Below are 15,907 nucleotides of genomic sequence, written 5' to 3'. Positions count from 1 at the left end.
CACGCCCTCAACCCGTGCGGAACATCGACTGGAACCTGGTCGCCATGGGGATGGAACCGCTGACCTTGAGCCGGCCGGTCATCATCAACGTCATCGGGTTGGCCTTGCCCAGGCTCAGGTTGATCCAGTCCTCGACCGAGCTTTTGAGCGTCGTCGTCGGGTTCTCGGCCACGCCTTCCTCGATGGTCAGTTCCTGGTCCTGGACGCGGAGGACGTAGTCGCCGCCCCCTTCCCCGCTGAGATGCAGTTGAAAGGTGGCCTCGATGCCTTCGGCCCGCGCCGGGACGAAGTTCGCTTTGTAGGCTTCGAAGAGGTCTTGCAGGGTTTCGATGGCCATGGCTCGCTCCGGGTTGTGGATGACGGGTTCGGCTCCTTTCAAATCAGGTTTTCTCGCCGGCGGGTCCGGGGGGCCGTGTCGCCGGGCGGGTATCCGCCGGATCGAGGTGCACGTCCATCTGCGGGAAGGGGATCCCGATGCCGGCCTCGTCGAGGGCCTGCTTGACGGCACGCAGGGCGGCCTGCCGAACGGCCAGGAAGTCGGACGTCGGAGCCCAGAGGCGCACCTCCCAGTCGATGGACGAGGCGCCGAGTCCCGTGAGCACGACCTGCGGGGGCGGGTCGTCGAGGGCCCCTTCGACCGAGGCGGCCGCCCGTTCGAGCACGCTGCGGACGCGGTCCAGGTCGGCCGCGTACTCGGTGCCCACGGCCACGTCCGCACGACGGATCGGATGGAACGTGATCGTCTCGATGACGTCGCCGGTGATCTTGCTGTTGGGGATCATCAGCCGGCGGTTGTCGAACGTATCCAGCTTGGTCATGAACAGATCGATCTCCTCGACCTTGCCCGTCTGCCCGGCAATGCGGACGGCGTCGCCGACGCGGAAGGGACGAAAGATGAGCAGGAGCACGCCGGCGGCAAAGTTCGACAGGGTGCCCTGAAAAGCGAGGCCGACGGCCAGCCCGGCCGCTCCGAGCACGGCGATGAAGCTCGTCGTCTGCACGCCGAAGAGCTCGAGCGAGGCCAGCACGGCAAAGATGAGCACGAGCCAGCGCGCCGCATTGGCAAAGAACCGGGCGAGCGTCGGGTCGAGCCGGGTCCGGTCGAGGCTCCGGGCCGCGCCGCGGTGCACCCATTTCGACACCACCCACCCGCCGATGAGCAACAGCACCCCGCCGATGACGTTGAGGGCATAGGCCGTGACGAGATCGAGCATCGTTTGAACCCAGGTCGTATCCATGACGCAAGCGGTCTGGTGGTCGGTCAGTCCGAAGGGGCAGCGGGCCGCCAGCGGGTCCGGGCCACGGCCACGTCCTGGTCGTCGTCCTCGCGCCGGAGGCGGTGCCAGAAGCCGGTTCCGGTGCCGGCCGCCGCGTCGGATGCCGCCTCGGCGATCACGGCGGCATCGTATCCGGTCTCCGCCCGGAAGTGGATCTCCAGCCCGGCGAGCCGGTGCGTTTCGAGGAACGCCGGCGGCAGCGTCTCGACGGCCCACTCCACGTAGCGCACGTTGTTGACGTGGCGGTTGAGATCGAGGTCGCTGTAGCGGACGTGGAAGCGACGCGCCCGTTCGTAGCCGTCCGGAGGCGGCCGGAGGCGGGTGAAGTCGTCCTCGACGGCCCGGTCGGGGCGGGGGAAGAGGTAGGCCCGGAGGAAGCCGGGGAGCCGCACGGGGCGCCGCCGTTGCACATCGATCATCACCCACCCGCTCGTTGCCCGTGCCAGCAGCCGCCCGCCCTCGTCGTGGACCTGAAACTCGCGCAGGGCGAAGAGGCCGTTCTGGCCGGAAGGCCACGTCGTCACGCGCACCGTGTCCCGCCACCGGGGAAACGCCGCCACCTGCACGTGCAGGCGGGAGAGAACCCACGTCAGGCCCTGCGAGGCGAGCTGTTCCACCGAAAGACCCAGCGCCTGCGCATGGTTGCCGGCGGCTTCCTCGAAGTAGTGACAGAGCGTCTGCACCGAGGCATGCCCCCCCGGCTCCACTTCATAGGAGCGAACACGAAACGTCTCCTGCCACGGATCGGCGGACGGCGGCATGGTAGGCGAGCATCGACGGACGAACAAAACCCTCCGGAAAGATAGGCGTTCGGCGCCGAACTTTCTCAAAGGGCGGGTCCAAAGGATGCGGGGAAGGCGGATTGCGAAGGGAAGGGATCCGCCGTTGCGCCGCGCAAGGCTCCCGTTCACGAACCTGGCCTATTTTTTCCGCCTGCCGGCGGAGGGCGAAAAGTCGATCATGACGGCAATGACGAGGACGATGATCTGAAGCGTTCCCCAGGTGCCGTCATACACGTTCTGCACCACGCTGTACCAGAGCAGGGTGGTGGGAGCGAAAAGGAAGCCCAGAACCGGCCAGAGGAGGGTGTCGAAAAGTCCTTCGAACCAGCGGGTGAAGAACCAGAGCCCCAGGATGACGAGGCGCGGCACGAACAGTGCCAGAAGAGCAAGCAGACAGGGCATAGCCGTAGCGAAAAAAAAGATGAAACCGTGCGTGTCGCTTCGTACGCGCCCGGGCGCCCCGGGATGCAACCCGCCATCCCCGGGCAAATGTGACGAAGCCGCCGTCCCGGCGCGAGACTGGCATTCCAGGCTTAACTGTGCCCTGTCCGCGCCGATACACAGGGCGAAGCTTCCCCGCCCCTGCCCCCGGGGGCGTCCGGGTGAGATGCGCCGCTGGAGTGCCTGGTATGAGAGAAAAAACGGAGAGTTTCAGTTTTCGCCAGCAGTTTCGGCGAATACAGCGCCTGCTGGACAACGCCACGGTCTCGGCACCGGAGGCTCCGGAGTCCTATGAGCTGGCGGATGAGGCTCCGGCCCGGCACGACGATCTCTTCGCCGACACCGAAGCGGTCTACCTGGAACCGCCCCCCTCGTTCGAGCGGGAACCCGGCCCCTCACCGGACGCCGACCTGGAGGCCGGCGGCGACGGCTATCCGGTCGATGTGGAGCCCGAGGCACCCGGCGCCGCGCCGGCGGCGGTGGCCCCGCCGCGACCGCCCTACCCGCGTCACCCGGCGCCGGCCGACCCGGGCGACGAGTTTGCCATGCTGGTTCGCCGGGACCGCGTGGTGACGCAGTTGATGGCCCAGGGCATCGTCCCGGAAAAGAAGGTCCGTCTGGCCCTCGAACAGTGGAAACGCATGCGCCGCGAAGGCGTCAAGACGCCGCTGTGGCGCGTGCTGACCCGCGACAAGGAGCTCGACCGGGAGCGCCTCTATGCCGTGGCGGCCCGCGTCTACGCCTTCGAAGAGATCCAGCTCCGCGAAGACGAAACCCTGCAGTTCCTCCGGGGGATCAACGAAGTCTTCACGGAGGAGCAGTGGGATCAGATGATCGACCTCTTCGTGCTGCCCGTGGCCCAGGAGAAGGAGCCCTACCGGGGCGAGCTGCGCTGGATCTTTGCCACGAACGACCCCGCCCGGCCCGAGGTCAACCACCTCCTGCAGCAGCTGGCGGTCCGGCGGTTCGAGCTTCGCTACGCCCCCGAGTCGGTCATCACCTCGCTCATCACGCAGGCGTTCCTGGGCAAGAACGAGTTCCTCGAACGCCTCAACGAAGACCCCATGGCCTTCGACCTGGGGATGAGCTACGAGGACCGGCAGAACGAGCTGATCGACGAGGAGGCCCTCGAAGCCGAAATCAGCCGCTCCTCCCTCATCAACCTCTTCGAGGCCGCCCTCGTCGATGCCGTGCACCAGGGCGCCTCGGACATCCACATCTACCCCAACCCCGACCGGCAGATCGAGATCCACTTCCGCATCGACGGCGAGCTGAAACGCTGGCACACCGAAGAGCGCATCCATCCGGAAGCCTTCCTGGCCGTCGCCAAGGACAACGCCGCGGGCGTCGACCGCTTCGACCGGGACATCGCGCAGGACGGCTTCATCCAGCGCTGGATCGACGGCGCCCTCATCCGCTTCCGCGTCTCCGTCCTCCCGATCGCCTCCGCCGCCCAGGAAATCCGCGCCGAAAGCATCGTCATCCGCGTCCTCGACGACCGCAAGGTCCTCACCGACTTGCGCGAACTCGGCATGCTGGAGGTCGCCCTCAAACGCTTCAACGCCGCCATCCGCGAGCCGCACGGCATGGTCATCCTGACCGGCCCGACCGGCTCGGGCAAGAGCACCACGCTCGTGGCGGCCCTCCACCAGGTCATCAGCCCCAAGGTCAACGTGCTGACGGTCGAGGACCCCGTCGAGTACATCATCAAGGGCGTGCGGCAGATCAAGCTCAGTCACCGGCTCGACCTGGAGGGGGCGCTGCGGGCCATTCTGCGGCACGACCCGGACATCGTCATGGTGGGGGAGATGCGCGACCGGGCCACGGCCGAGCTGGCGATCAAGCTGGCCAACACGGGGCACCTGACGTTTTCGACGCTGCACACGAACGACGCCCCGAGTGCGGTCAGCCGGCTCTACAAGATGGGGGTGGAGCCGTTTCTGATCGCGTACGCGATCAACCTGGTCGTGGCGCAGCGGCTCATCCGCAAGCTCTGCCCCACCTGCAAGACGGTGGACACGGACCTCGACCACGACCTCCTCGGGCATCTGGGCTTCAAACCGGAAGAGATCGCGGCGACGACCTTCTACCGGCCGGGGAACGACCCGCATTGCAAAACCTGCCGGGGCGCCGGCTACAAGGGCCGCCGGGCCGTTGCCGAGGCCATGCTCTTCTCCCGAACGATCCGGAGCATGATCATGGAAGCCGAAGACATGATCGACGAGGAGGCGCTCCGGGACCAGGCCGTCAAGGAAGGCATGCTGACGCTGCAGGACTCCGCCCGCGAGGTGGTCAAGATGGGCGACACGTCGATCGAGGAGCTCCTGCGCGTCACGGGCGGATCCCTCTGATTCGTCGAAAGAAAAAGCGGGTTGGTCGAAGACCGGCTTGCCTTTGCCCCGCAGGCGCCTATATTGGGAGCGGGTGAGCTACTCTAGGCCTCTTAAAGGGTGATGTCTATCCAGTAGCTGTAAACGCCCGGTGCCGCATGGCGGTGCCGGGCGTTTTACATGGTATGCGGGCCTCAGGACGACTTCGGCTCCAGGACCAGGTCGAGGAGGTGGATGAGCCGGGTCCGGAGGTGGCGGCGGTCCACGATGAAGTCGATGAACCCCTTCTCCTGCAGAAACTCGGCGCGTTGAAAGCCGTCGGGCAGGTCTTGCCCCATCGTTTCGCGGATGACGCGGGGCCCGGCGAAGCCGATGAGGGCTTTGGGTTCGGCGAGGTTGAAGTCGCCCAGCATGGCAAACGAGGCCGTGACACCCCCGGTGGTGGGGTTGGTCATGAGCGAGATGTAGGGCAGGCCGCGTTCGGCCAGGCGGGTCAGGTGAGCGCTCGTCTTGGCCATCTGCATGAGGCTGAGGGCGCCTTCCATCATGCGGGCCCCGCCGCTCTGGGAGATGATGAGCAGAGGGATCTCCTCGGTATAGGCCCGTTTGATGCTCCGGGCGACGACTTCGCCGACGACCGACCCCATCGAGCCGCCGATGAAGGTAAAGTCCAGCGCGGCCGCCGAGAGGCGATGCCCGCCAACGAGGCCCACGGCGCTGCGCACGGCGTCGTGCAGGCCGGTCTTGCGGGAAGCCTCCTGCAGCCGGGCGGTGTAGGGCTTGCGGTCCACAAACGAGAGGGCATCGACGGGTCGAAGGTGCTCGTCGAAGAGCTCGTAGCGACCGTCGTCAAAGAGGAGACGGAAATAGCCCAGGCTGTCCATCTTGAAGTGATAGCCGCATTTGGGGCAAACACGCAGCTGTTCTTCAAGCGTCCGGCGATTGACGATCTCCTTGCATTCGGGGCACTTGATCCACTGGCCCTCCGGCACGTCGTTTTGCTCGGCGCGTCCGGTGCGGATGCCGGCTTCTTTGCGTCTGAACCAGGCCATAGTCGGTTTCGGGTTGATCCGGGCGGGGCGGTCCGGGCGGGGGCGGCCCGCCGGGAGCGCCCCACGCCGGCAGGCTCTCAGAAAGGAAGGCGCTCGAAAGCCGAGCGCGGGGCCTTTCGAGCGACGAACGGTTTGAGATAAAAAGGTTCGAACGTGGCGGGGTCTTCGGTCTGGCCGCGTTCCAGGCGGAGCCGGCCGAGGCGGGCCACGGCGCCGGCATCGGGAACCAGGCAGGCGGGATCGACCAGGTGCAGGTCCTCCCGGCGGGCGGGCGGCAACGCCGCGGCCACCGCCGGGGCCCCCTCGCCGGCAAGCCAGAGGCGCCCGGCCCCGGGCGAGGGCAGCCAGTCCGCCAGGGCCGTCACCGGCAGGGCCGCCGTCTCGGCGGCCGGCGTGAGACCGTCCGCGGCCCGCCGAAAGGCGGCGACATAGACCTCGTCCCGCCGGGCGTTGAAGGCGGTGCAGATCAGGTCGCCCGGCGCCGTCACCGGGACGAGCTGTGCGGCCAGGGCTTCGAGCGAAGGCACGCCCACGAGGCGAATCCCCAGCGCGACGACCAGCCCCTTGGCCGTGCTCACACCGATGCGGAGGCCGGTATAGGAGCCCGGCCCCTTCGAGACGGCCACGGCCTCCAGTCGCTCCGGCGGCACCCCGGCATAGCCGAGCACATCGCGGATCATCGGCACCAGGTTCTCCGCATGGGCCCGCGGCCGAACCAGCGTCGACGCCGCCACGACGGTGCCGTGCTGCATCAGGGCCACGCTGCACACGTCGGTGGCGGTCTCTATGGCGAGCAGGCAAGACATACGCTGTGCAAAAGCCGAAAGCCGTGCCCGGTTCCGCAACGGCAGGACGGCCCGCAGGATACGCGGGCCCGGACGGATCCGGCGACGGCGGCGATCCGCCCGGGGCCGGCTATCCGCGCTCCAACCCGGATGGCCGCGTTAATGTGTCCGGCCCCGCTCCGGCTTCTTGACTATTTCACCATCACGCGTATCTTTGTCGGGTTGCGGAGTGCGACGGCTTCAGGCCCGCGTTCCGAAGAACGCCACCGGCTCCGGGTCGTGTGGCGCTTTTTTCCGTGGCACGTTGGATTCACCGCCCGGTGCGGTACAAAGGGGAGCAAGTGTATGAACGTCTACGATGCGGATCACATTCGGAACATTGCGCTGGTGGGACATCAGGGAAGCGGCAAGACGATGCTCGCGGAGGCGATGCTCCATGCCAGCGGGGCCCTGCAGCGCATGGGCAGCATCGAGGAAGGCAACACCGTGAGCGACTACCACCCGAGCGAGCGGGAACGCCAGATGTCCGTGTTCACCTCGCTGCTGCACGTCGAGTGGAAGGGGCACAAGATCAACATCCTCGACACCCCCGGCTACCCCGACTTCGTCGGCGAGGTCATCGCGGCGCTGAAGGTGGCGGACACGGCCCTGTACGTGATCAATGCGGCGGAAGGCGTTCAGGTGGGCACGGAGCTGGCCTGGCAGGCCGGCGAGCAGATGCAGAAGCCGGCCATGTTCGTCTTCAACCACATGGACAAGCCCGGCGTGGATTTCCGCGACGTCGTCCGCCAGGTCCGGGAGCGCTTCGGGCGGGGCGCAACGGTCGTGCAGCTGCCCGCCGGCACCGGCACGCGCTCGATCATCGACGTGCTCCTGATGAAGCAACTCACCTTCGACGAGCACGGCAACCCCGCACTCGGCGACATCGACCCGGCCTTCCAGCAAGAGGCGGAAGAACTGCACAACGAACTCGTCGAGAACATCGCGGAGAATGACGAGGCCCTCATGGAGCTCTACTTCGAGAAGGGCGAACTGAGCGAGGACGAGATGCGGCAGGGCCTGCACGAGGCGATGCTCCGGCGCGAGCTCTTCCCCATCTTTCTGACGAGCGCCACGAACCAGATCGGCGTCACCCGCCTGATGAGCTTCATCGACAACGTGTGCCCCTCGCCGGCCGAGATGCCGCCGGCCGAGACGACCTCCGGCGAGCCGGTCCAGGCCGACCCGGCCGCCGAACCGGTGGCGTTCATCTACCGCACGATGGCCGAACAGCACGTGGGCGACTACTCCTTCTTCCGGGTCTATGCGGGCACGCTGGAACAGGGCATGGACCTGGAAAACGCCCAGTCCGGCAACATGGAGCGGCTGGGACAGCTCTACGCCATCAACGGGCGCGAGCGGGACCCGGTGGCCAAAATGGTGGCGGGGGACCTGGGCGCCCTCGTCAAGCTGCGTGCCACCCACACCAACGACACGCTGCGGCGCAAGGGCAGCCGGGTCGTCATCAAACCCATCGCGTTTCCCGAGCCGCGCTACAGCGTCGCCGTGCGCCCGGTGCGGGAAGGCGAGGAAGACAAGCTGGCCCAGGGCCTGCACCAGCTCGTCGAAGAGGACCCCTCGCTCGTGGTCACGCACGACCCGCTCCTGGGCCAGATCGTCATCGGCGGGCAGGGCGAGATGCAGCTCGAGATCGCCCGCTACCGCCTCAAGAGCCGCTTCGGCGTCGACGTCGAGTTCGCCCGCCCCAAGGTCGCCTACCGCGAGACGGTGCAGACGAAGGCCCGGGCCAAGTATCGCCACAAGAAACAGACCGGCGGCGCCGGGCAGTTCGCCGACATCGCGCTCCTGGTGGAACCCCTCAACGGCGAATTCCAGCCCGACGCCGACATCACGGTGCGCGGCAAGGCCGAGATGGAAATGCCCTGGGGCGCCAGGATCGAGTTCATCGATGCCATCGTCGGCGGTGTGATCGACATGCGACGGTTCTTCGGAGCCATCCAGAAAGGGGTGGCCGAGGCCATGCAGAACGGCCCCATCGCCGGCTATCCGGTGGGCGACGTGCGCGTCGTCATCTACGACGGCGGCATGCACTCGGTCGACTCGAACGAGGCGGCCTTCAAAACGGCGGCCCGGATGTGCTTCCGCGAGGCGTTCCGGCAGGCCAACCCCGTGCTGCTCGAACCGATCTACAACGTCGAGATCCTGGTGCCGGAGGCCTACACCGGCGACGTGATGGGCGACCTGAACACGCGCCGTGCCCGCATCCAGGGCATCGAAGCCGAGGGACCGTTCCAGAAGATCATCGCGCAGGTGCCGGAGGCGGAGCTCTACCGCTACTCGACGGCGCTCCGCTCCCTGACGCAGGGACGCGGGCTGCACCGGGCCACCTTCAGCCACTACGAACCCATGCCCCGCCACGTGCAGGACAAGGTGGTTGCCGAGGCGGCCGCCCTGGAGGAAGCCTGAGGCCGGCTCCTCCCGGGGCCGGCGACGGACCGGTGCACCTCCACCGGCCGATCCGCCCCTAAAGGTCGCCCTCGCGGGGCCGCAGGAGGATCTCTTCGACCACCGTGCGCTCGCTCAGGCGATAGATCTCGACGGCCGCCCGGGCGACGTCCTCCGGGGGCATGAAGCGCTCCTCGGGCAGGTCCACCCCCTCCCAGCTGGGGGTGAAGGTGGCCCCGGGCAACAGCGTGGTCACCCGCAGGCCCCGGTGCATCGTGTCGGCCCGGAGGGCGCGCGCCAGCCCGAGCACGCCGTGCTTGGCGGCGCAGTAGGCCACCCCGCGCGGATACCCCTTCAGGGACGCGACCGAGCCCAGGAAGAACACGTGCCCCTCCCCGCGTTCGAGCATGGCGGGAAGAAACGCGTGCGTGACCACGAAGGCGCTCGTCAGGTTGACGGCCAGCTGGGCGCGAAAGTCGTCCGGGCCGGTGCCCAGCGCATCGCCGGGCAGGAAAAGGCCGGCGTTGTTGATGAGCACGTCGGGCGGCCCCCAGGCCTCGAGCAGGGCCCGGGCCACGGCCGCGACGGCCGCGTCGTCGGTCACGTCGCAGGGGTGGACGGCCGTCTCCGCACCGAGCGTGCGGCAGCGGGCGGCCACGGCTTCGAGCCGGTCACGGGAACGGGCCAGCAGGGCCAGCCGGGCTTCCGGCTCGCGGGCAAAGGCTTCGGCGAGGGCCGCACCGATCCCCTGGCTGGCTCCGGTGATGACGACGTGCGGCACGGTTGCTCCTCCAACGTCTGTCGAACGGTCGGGTCCGGGGACGTGCTCAGCGGCCGCCGTTGATGAGCCGCATGAACTCGGCGCGGGTGCTCGTGCTGCGCAGAAACTCGCCGCTCATGGCGCTCGTGGTGGTGACCGAGTGCTGTTTCTGCACACCGCGCATCACCATGCACAGGTGCGTCGCCTCGATCACCACCGCCACCCCCTGCGGGTGCAGCACCTCCTCGATGGCGTCGCGGATCTGGATCGTCAGCCGCTCCTGCACCTGCAGCCGCCGCGCAAACACGTCCACCACACGCGGGATCTTGCTCAGCCCCACGATCTTGCCGTTGGGGATGTAGGCCACGTGCGCCTTGCCGAAGAACGGCAGCATGTGGTGCTCGCAGAGCGAGAAGACCTCGATGTCCCGGACGAGGATCATCTCGCTGTAGTCTTCCTCGAACAGGGCACTTTCGAGGATGGCGCGCGGGTCCTGCGTGTAGCCCTGGGTGAGGAACTGCAGGGCTTTCGCCACGCGCTCGGGGGTTTTCAGGAGGCCCTCCCGGTCCGGGTCCTCCCCGAGCCGGGCGAGCATGTCATAGACGTGGCCGCTGAGGGCCGCCGTCACCGCTTCGTCATAGGCGACGGCCGCCGCCGGCTCCATCGTTGCTTCGTCGTCGTCGAGGTGCAGGGGAAAACGCTGCACGCCCCGCTCCTGCGGTTTCATGTCGTTCTATCCAGGCTGAGACAAAAAAGGTGGCGATCGGGCCGTGTAACACGGCCGTCACTCGCCGCGGTATTCGGCCATGTTGTGCTCGGTCTCATACAGCCGCACCGACACCAGCCGTCCCGAAGGCAGGGCATCGACGAGCTGGTGCCAGATCGCCACGGCGAAGTTTTCGGTCGAAGGCAGAACACCCTGCATGAAATCCACGTCGAGGTTCAGGTTGGCGTGGTCGCATTTGGCCACCACCTTTTCCTCGAGGATACGCTTGAGCACGCCGAGGTCGATCACATAGCCGGTCTCCGGATCCGGCTCGCCGGCGACGGTCACCTCCAGCGTGTAGTTGTGCCCGTGCCAGTTCGGGTTGTTGCATTTGCCGAACGTCTCCCGGTTCCACGCGTCGGATCGGGCCGGGTTGTGCAGGCGGTGGGCGGCGTTGAAGCGAACCTTCCGGGTGACGTAGACCGTGGGCATGGCGGCAGGAGAACGATTGAACCGGCCGGGGTGGTAGCGGGGTCCGGCGAGCGGGTCGTGTTTCGGATTGCGGAGGGTGGAAGGATCAGGGCGGCGCGCTACAGAGAGACCGTCACGGCGATTACATGTTCCAACGAGCAACGAGGCGGGAAGCCTTCTTGAGACGGGCGAGCCGGTCGATGGTTCTACCCTTTTGTCGGACGACGGATTGGGGTATATTGGCGAGCCCGAAAGGTTCATGAGCAGCGTGAGGCCATGGCCGAGAACAAGACGCTTTTCCAGAAGATCGCCGACCGGGAGATTCCGGCGGACATCGTCTACGAAGACGAACACTGCCTGGTGATCCGGGACATCAACCCGCAGGCGCCGGTGCACCTGCTGGTGATCCCGCGCAAGCCCATTCCCAGCCTCGACGCCCTGACCGAGGAGGACGCCCCGCTGGTGGGCCACCTGTTCGTGGTCGCCCAACGCGTGGCCGCGCAGGAAGGGCTCAGCGGAGGTTACCGGACCGTCTTCAACAACGGCCCGGACGCCCTGCAGACCGTACCCCACCTGCACCTGCACCTGATCGGAGGGCGGCGGCTGCGCTGGCCACCGGGCTGAGCGACCGCCCTGCGGGTCGATCCGAACGCGGGCCCTCCCGAAGACGGATACGACCGGACACGATCCGGGCGGCCAGGCCTCCGACCTCCGGGACAGGATCCATGCCATGAGCGGAAGCGAGGGAACAGGGAGGCGACGGCGGTACCGCCGGACGGCCCTGGTGCTGGCGGTGCTGATCGCGGTGCCGGTCGTGCGGGCCCAGCCGGTCCGGCAGTTCGAAGCCGGTTTCGAGCGGGACGTCAACCGCTACCGCTGGACGGCCGCGCTGCAGGTCAGCCAGCCCGTGGGCGCGTGGACGTTCGACCTCACCAACCGCTTCGCCTCGGACGCCTTCATCCTCTTCGAAGACCGCCTCAGCTTCCGGGACGAGAACCGCCTGGCCTGGCGGGCGTCGCGGGCAGGCACCGCGATGCTCGAACCCCGCCTGGAGGGCCGGGCGGCCTGGTTCAGCCTCAGCCGGGTCTTCAGCCAGGAGCTCTACGGCGGGATGCGCTACCGGCCGCGCCCGTATGCGTGGGTCGAGCCGGTGGTGGGGCTGGCGCTGGACCAGCGGCCCGGCGCGCTGACCGAGGCCGGCACCCCGCCCCCCCTGCGCACCGACGCCGGCCCGGCCGCCGGCGTGCGCCTGGCCCTGACGCCCCCACCCGTCGACGCCTACCACCTCCGGCTCGAAGGCGAGGGGACATGGCAGTTCATCACGCCCCGGCGCGGGCGGATGCTCCGCCTGCACGGGCGCGCCGAGCGCACCTTCGAAGCCACCCGCCTGACGACGGAAGTGCGGCTCGCCTCCTTCCGCCGCGACGCCTACCAGGCCAACTCGTTCCTCAACCGCAACGTACCGACCGACCGCCTCTCCGAAACCGTCGAGGCCACCACCAGCGACACCCTCTTCGCCTTCGTCGAACTGGAAACCCCGATCCGGGGCCGCCTCAACCTCCGGAGCCGCCTCGACGTAGCCCTCAACAACCGGTTCGTCCGCACCCTCCGGGCCCCCGACGACGTCCTCTTCTTCGATTCCGACTTCAACCGCCGCGCCTTCGACCTCGACCTCGGCCTCACGTACGACACCCCGGACCTGGCCCTCCGGCTCGGCTTTCAGGGCGGGGCCGAAGTCGAACGACGCGACCTGGCCAACGCCGGCGACCTGCCGCCCGCCCTGGCCGGGCCGAACCGGAGGCTGCTCCGGCAGGCCGACTACGACCGCGGGCACGTCACCCTGCTCGCCCGCCTGCGGGCCACGCTGACCCCCTTCCTCGCCCTCCACCTCGACGGCACGGCCAGCGCCCTCCGCCACGACACGCCCGAGATCAACCCGGACGACCGCGACGAAATCCTCTACAACGGCACGGCCGGTCTTCTGCTCCAGCCCAGCCGTTACCTCCAGATCGACATCCAGCTCTTCGGCTCCTACTTCCACACGGTCTACCTCCGGGCCGAGCGCTCGGCCGAGAACAACGTGCAGCGCTCGCTCCGGCTGCGCCCGTCGGTCCGGTGGACCCCCGCACCCCGCACGCAGGTACGCCTCACCTCCGAGGTACGCGCCACCTACACCGTGGACGACTTCGTCCTGGCCGGGCGCCGCCCCTCCGACCAGTCCGCCCGGGAAATGCGCTATGAACTGGACGTGACGCAGGACTTCGGCCGGGGCCTCCGGGTGCTCGCCCGGGGCGGCCTCAGCGACCTGCACCTCGGCCGCTTCCTGGCCGACCGCTTCGCCGAGATCCCGTTCGACACGCTGCGGACCTACAGCGGATGGCTGCGCCTGCAGGCCGGGCAGCGCATCACCGCCGAGATCGGCCTGCGCTTCTTCATCCGGAGCGACTTCGACCGGGCCACCACCGTGCGCTATGAGCGGGTGGACGAGAACGGCCAGGTGCTCCGCGACGAGAACGGGCAGATCCTCACGACCACCATCACCCGCCCCGGCCGCGAGCGCATCGAGCAGGTCGGCCCCACGTGCGCGCTCCTCTGGCCCATGCGGGGCGGCTCGGCCCTCCGCCTCGACGGCTGGCTCACCGTACAGCACGTGCGCCGGCGCCTCTACGGCGACCTCCCCGAAGGCGCAGCCGACCGCATCCGCCGGGCCGGCCGGCGCGGCACCCGCACCCTGATCCCCAACCTCGCCGTGAGCGTGCTCTGGCGCTTTTGAACGCCCCCCTCAACGGGCCATCAGCACGACCACGGCACGGGCCCCCACCGCATACGTACCCCCCTCCACCGGCGGCGCCTCGTCCGGGTCGTGAAAATCCTCCGGTGCGGCCCGGCCCGTGTCGACGAGGCGGTGCCAGCGCAGGGGCGCCTGCAGGGGCGGCAACTCGAAGACGAGCGGCTCCCAGTAGGCGTTGAGCATCACGTGCAGATGGTCGCCGTCCTCGAGCGTAAAGGCCAGGCTGTGCGAATGCGGTGCCCAGTCGGGTTCGTGCAGGCGCACACCGTGCCAGACGACGCGGGTCGTGCCGCTGTTGCCCCCGTCGATCCAGAAGCGGTCCTGCTGAAAGGCTTCATGCGTCAGGTTGAGGCGGATCAAGCCCCGCACGAAGCGAAGCAGCCCGGCCTGCCGCTCGACCGCCCGCCAGTCGAACCAGCTCAGCGCGTTGTCCTGGCAGTAGGCGTTGTTGTTGCCGTGCTGGGTGCGGCGAACCTCGTCCCCCATCAGCAGCATCGGCGTTCCCTGGGAGATCAGCAGCGTCGTGAAAAAGTTCTTGATCTGCCGGAGGCGAAGCGCTTCCACCTCCGGGTCGTCGGTGGGGCCCTCGACGCCACAGTTCCAGCTGTAGTTGGCGTCCGTGCCGTCGCGGTTCTCCTCCCCGTTGGCCTCGTTGTGCTTCTCGTTGTAGGAGACCAGGTCGTTCAGGGTGAAGCCGTCGTGGCAGGTGACGAAGTTGATCGAGCGGTTGGGATCGCGGCCATCGCGGTCGAACAGGTCGGGGCTGCCGGTGAGGCGAGCCGCCAGGGCGCCGACCATGCCCTCCTCCCCCCGGAAGAAGCGGCGGACGTCGTCCCGGTAGGGGCCGTTCCACTCGGCCCACCGGTGCCCGACGAAGGAGCCGACCTGGTAGAGCCCGGCGGCGTCCCACGCCTCGGCGATGATCTTGGTGCCGGCCAGCACCGGATCGGACTCGATCGACCAGAGGATGGGCGGGTTGTTGAGGGGACGCCCGTCCTCGTCGCGGGCCAGCACCGAGGCCAGATCGAACCGGAAGCCGTCGACGTGCATCTCGGCCACCCAGTAGCGCAGGCAGTCGCCGATGAGCCGGCGCACGACGGAATGGTTGGCGTTGAGCGTGTTGCCCGTGCCGGTGTAGTTGGCATAACGACGCCGGTCCGGTTCGAGGTGATAGTAGGCGCGGTTTTCGAATCCCCGGAAGGAAAGCGTCGGGCCACGGTGGTCTCCTTCGGCGGTGTGGTTGAAGACGACGTCGAGGATGACCTCGATGCCGGCGGCGTGGAGGGCCTTGACCATGTCGCGGAACTCGTTCACCGGGCCGAGGGGGCTGCGGTCGGTGCTGTACCCGCTGTGCGGGGCGAAGAAGGCCACCGGGTTGTAGCCCCAGTAGTTGCGCAGCGGCGGGGCCACGTCCTGCTCGTCGAACTGCTGCACGGGCAGGAGCTCGACCGCCGTGATCCCCAGGTCTTTCAGGTACGGTATCTTTTCGACGAGGCCGGCATAGGTGCCCCGCCGGGCCGGATCCACCCCCGAACTGGGATGGCGGGTGAAGCCCCCCACGTGCATCTCGTAGATGACGGTCCGGCTGTAGGGGCGGCAGAGCGGCTGGTCCCCCTCCCAGTCGTACGCGGACGGATCGACCACGACGCTCTTCATGGCCCGGGCGGTGTTGTCCCCCGGCCGGACGGCCGCCTCCCGGTCGTAGTGGCGCCCCACGGCCACGGCGCGTGCGTACGGATCGACCAGCAGCTTCATCCCGTCGAAGCGGTCGCCGGCCTCGGGCCGGAACGGGCCGTGCACGCGGTAGCCGTAGAGCTGCCCCGCCTCGACGCCGGGCACGAAGACGTGCCAGTAATAAAAGGTCCGGTTGACCTTCGGATCGAAGACGATGCGCCGGGCAGGACGGCCCGCATCCACGTCGTCGAAAAAAAGGAGCTCCACCGCCGTGGCGTTGCGGGAGAAGACGCAGAAGTTGACCCCGCCCTCGCAGACGGTCGCACCGAGGGGAAAGCTCTGGCCGGGTAGAACGCCGTGCGTCATGACGGTCGGGGAGGGCGGCGGTGAGTC

At 68.2% G+C, this 15,907-nt stretch carries 14 protein-coding genes; 4 read left to right on the top strand and 10 right to left on the bottom strand.

Annotated features, from left to right (window positions below; all coding sequences use genetic code 11):
* Positions 1-7: 7 nt before the first annotated feature.
* The 4 genes from GQ464_RS13130 to GQ464_RS13115 form a co-directional block, all read right to left on the bottom strand.
* The gene (locus GQ464_RS13130) at positions 8-337 is read right to left on the bottom strand and encodes an SCP2 sterol-binding domain-containing protein (protein ID WP_166978284.1); all 330 of its coding nucleotides are present in this window, start codon (positions 335-337) and stop codon (positions 8-10) included.
* A gap of 43 nt (positions 338-380) precedes the next feature.
* Positions 381-1,238: a mechanosensitive ion channel family protein gene (locus GQ464_RS13125; protein WP_166978269.1), complete on the bottom strand. Its 858-nt coding sequence runs from the start codon at positions 1,236-1,238 to the stop codon at positions 381-383.
* A gap of 23 nt (positions 1,239-1,261) precedes the next feature.
* Positions 1,262-2,038: an acyl-[acyl-carrier-protein] thioesterase gene (locus GQ464_RS13120; protein ID WP_166978271.1), complete on the bottom strand. Its 777-nt coding sequence runs from the start codon at positions 2,036-2,038 to the stop codon at positions 1,262-1,264.
* 159 nt (positions 2,039-2,197) lie between these two features.
* Positions 2,198-2,461: a hypothetical protein gene (locus tag GQ464_RS13115; protein WP_166978273.1), complete on the bottom strand. Its 264-nt coding sequence runs from the start codon at positions 2,459-2,461 to the stop codon at positions 2,198-2,200.
* A 227-nt stretch (positions 2,462-2,688) separates the two neighbouring features.
* Between GQ464_RS13115 and GQ464_RS13110 the strand changes: the two genes are divergently transcribed.
* Positions 2,689-4,851 carry a GspE/PulE family protein gene (locus tag GQ464_RS13110; RefSeq protein ID WP_228350283.1) on the top strand — a complete coding sequence of 721 codons (2,163 nt, stop codon included), beginning with the start codon at positions 2,689-2,691 and terminating at the stop codon, positions 4,849-4,851.
* Between the two features lie 173 nt (positions 4,852-5,024).
* Here GQ464_RS13110 and accD read toward each other — a convergent pair whose 3' ends face one another.
* Together accD and tsaB are read right to left on the bottom strand one after the other, a co-directional pair.
* Positions 5,025-5,882 (bottom strand): acetyl-CoA carboxylase, carboxyltransferase subunit beta, encoded by an 858-nt coding sequence (gene accD, locus GQ464_RS13105; protein WP_166976270.1) that lies wholly within the window; start codon positions 5,880-5,882, stop codon positions 5,025-5,027.
* A gap of 77 nt (positions 5,883-5,959) precedes the next feature.
* On the bottom strand, positions 5,960-6,688 hold the full coding sequence (gene tsaB, locus GQ464_RS13100; RefSeq protein ID WP_166976267.1) for a tRNA (adenosine(37)-N6)-threonylcarbamoyltransferase complex dimerization subunit type 1 TsaB: 729 nt from the start codon (positions 6,686-6,688) through the stop codon (positions 5,960-5,962).
* A 324-nt stretch (positions 6,689-7,012) separates the two neighbouring features.
* Between tsaB and fusA the strand changes: the two genes are divergently transcribed.
* A complete protein-coding gene (gene fusA / locus GQ464_RS13095) occupies positions 7,013-9,133 on the top strand; it encodes an elongation factor G (protein ID WP_166976263.1) in 2,121 nt (706 codons plus the stop codon).
* A gap of 58 nt (positions 9,134-9,191) precedes the next feature.
* Here fusA and GQ464_RS13090 read toward each other — a convergent pair whose 3' ends face one another.
* From GQ464_RS13090 to GQ464_RS13080, 3 genes are read right to left on the bottom strand one after another with little or no spacing between them, the layout of a single operon-like run.
* The gene (locus tag GQ464_RS13090; RefSeq protein ID WP_166976260.1) at positions 9,192-9,893 is read right to left on the bottom strand and encodes an SDR family oxidoreductase; all 702 of its coding nucleotides are present in this window, start codon (positions 9,891-9,893) and stop codon (positions 9,192-9,194) included.
* Positions 9,894-9,939: 46 nt separating this feature from the next.
* Positions 9,940-10,599 carry a GTP cyclohydrolase I FolE gene (gene folE / locus GQ464_RS13085; RefSeq protein WP_166976257.1) on the bottom strand — a complete coding sequence of 220 codons (660 nt, stop codon included), beginning with the start codon at positions 10,597-10,599 and terminating at the stop codon, positions 9,940-9,942.
* Positions 10,600-10,656: 57 nt separating this feature from the next.
* Entirely contained in the window at positions 10,657-11,070 is a 414-nt protein-coding gene (locus tag GQ464_RS13080; protein ID WP_166976254.1) for a 6-pyruvoyl trahydropterin synthase family protein, read from the bottom strand.
* Positions 11,071-11,325: 255 nt separating this feature from the next.
* Here GQ464_RS13080 and GQ464_RS13075 point away from each other — a divergent pair, with 255 nt between their 5' ends.
* A complete protein-coding gene (locus GQ464_RS13075) occupies positions 11,326-11,673 on the top strand; it encodes a histidine triad nucleotide-binding protein (RefSeq protein ID WP_166976251.1) in 348 nt (115 codons plus the stop codon).
* A 106-nt stretch (positions 11,674-11,779) separates the two neighbouring features.
* On the top strand, positions 11,780-13,822 hold the full coding sequence (locus GQ464_RS13070) for a porin family protein (RefSeq protein ID WP_166976248.1): 2,043 nt from the start codon (positions 11,780-11,782) through the stop codon (positions 13,820-13,822).
* 9 nt (positions 13,823-13,831) lie between these two features.
* Here the strand turns inward: GQ464_RS13070 and glgX are convergent, their stop codons facing one another.
* Positions 13,832-15,880: a glycogen debranching protein GlgX gene (gene glgX, locus GQ464_RS13065; RefSeq protein ID WP_166976245.1), complete on the bottom strand. Its 2,049-nt coding sequence runs from the start codon at positions 15,878-15,880 to the stop codon at positions 13,832-13,834.
* Positions 15,881-15,907: the final 27 nt, after the last annotated feature.

It is taken from the genome of Rhodocaloribacter litoris (assembly GCF_011682235.2).
Taxonomy (GTDB): domain Bacteria; phylum Bacteroidota; class Rhodothermia; order Rhodothermales; family ISCAR-4553; genus Rhodocaloribacter; species Rhodocaloribacter litoris.
The sequence above is the reverse complement of the archived record's forward strand: the minus strand, read 5'-3'. Positions and strand labels throughout refer to the sequence as shown.

Bases quoted from the DNA above. Each gene is read 5' to 3' on its own strand.
- GQ464_RS13070 (WP_166976248.1), top strand. From the start codon at position 11,780: ATGAGCGGAAGCGAGGGAACAGGGAGGCGACGGCGGTACCGCCGGACG.
- GQ464_RS13115 (WP_166978273.1), bottom strand. From the start codon at position 2,461: ATGCCCTGTCTGCTTGCTCTTCTGGCACTGTTCGTGCCGCGCCTCGTC.
- fusA (WP_166976263.1), top strand. From the start codon at position 7,013: ATGAACGTCTACGATGCGGATCACATTCGGAACATTGCGCTGGTGGGA.
- GQ464_RS13130 (WP_166978284.1), bottom strand. From the start codon at position 337: ATGGCCATCGAAACCCTGCAAGACCTCTTCGAAGCCTACAAAGCGAAC.
- GQ464_RS13080 (WP_166976254.1), bottom strand. From the start codon at position 11,070: ATGCCCACGGTCTACGTCACCCGGAAGGTTCGCTTCAACGCCGCCCAC.
- tsaB (WP_166976267.1), bottom strand. From the start codon at position 6,688: ATGTCTTGCCTGCTCGCCATAGAGACCGCCACCGACGTGTGCAGCGTG.
- glgX (WP_166976245.1), bottom strand. From the start codon at position 15,880: ATGACGCACGGCGTTCTACCCGGCCAGAGCTTTCCCCTCGGTGCGACC.
- GQ464_RS13110 (WP_228350283.1), top strand. From the start codon at position 2,689: ATGAGAGAAAAAACGGAGAGTTTCAGTTTTCGCCAGCAGTTTCGGCGA.
- accD (WP_166976270.1), bottom strand. From the start codon at position 5,882: ATGGCCTGGTTCAGACGCAAAGAAGCCGGCATCCGCACCGGACGCGCC.
- GQ464_RS13125 (WP_166978269.1), bottom strand. From the start codon at position 1,238: ATGGATACGACCTGGGTTCAAACGATGCTCGATCTCGTCACGGCCTAT.
- folE (WP_166976257.1), bottom strand. From the start codon at position 10,599: ATGAAACCGCAGGAGCGGGGCGTGCAGCGTTTTCCCCTGCACCTCGAC.
- GQ464_RS13075 (WP_166976251.1), top strand. From the start codon at position 11,326: ATGGCCGAGAACAAGACGCTTTTCCAGAAGATCGCCGACCGGGAGATT.
- GQ464_RS13120 (WP_166978271.1), bottom strand. From the start codon at position 2,038: ATGCCGCCGTCCGCCGATCCGTGGCAGGAGACGTTTCGTGTTCGCTCC.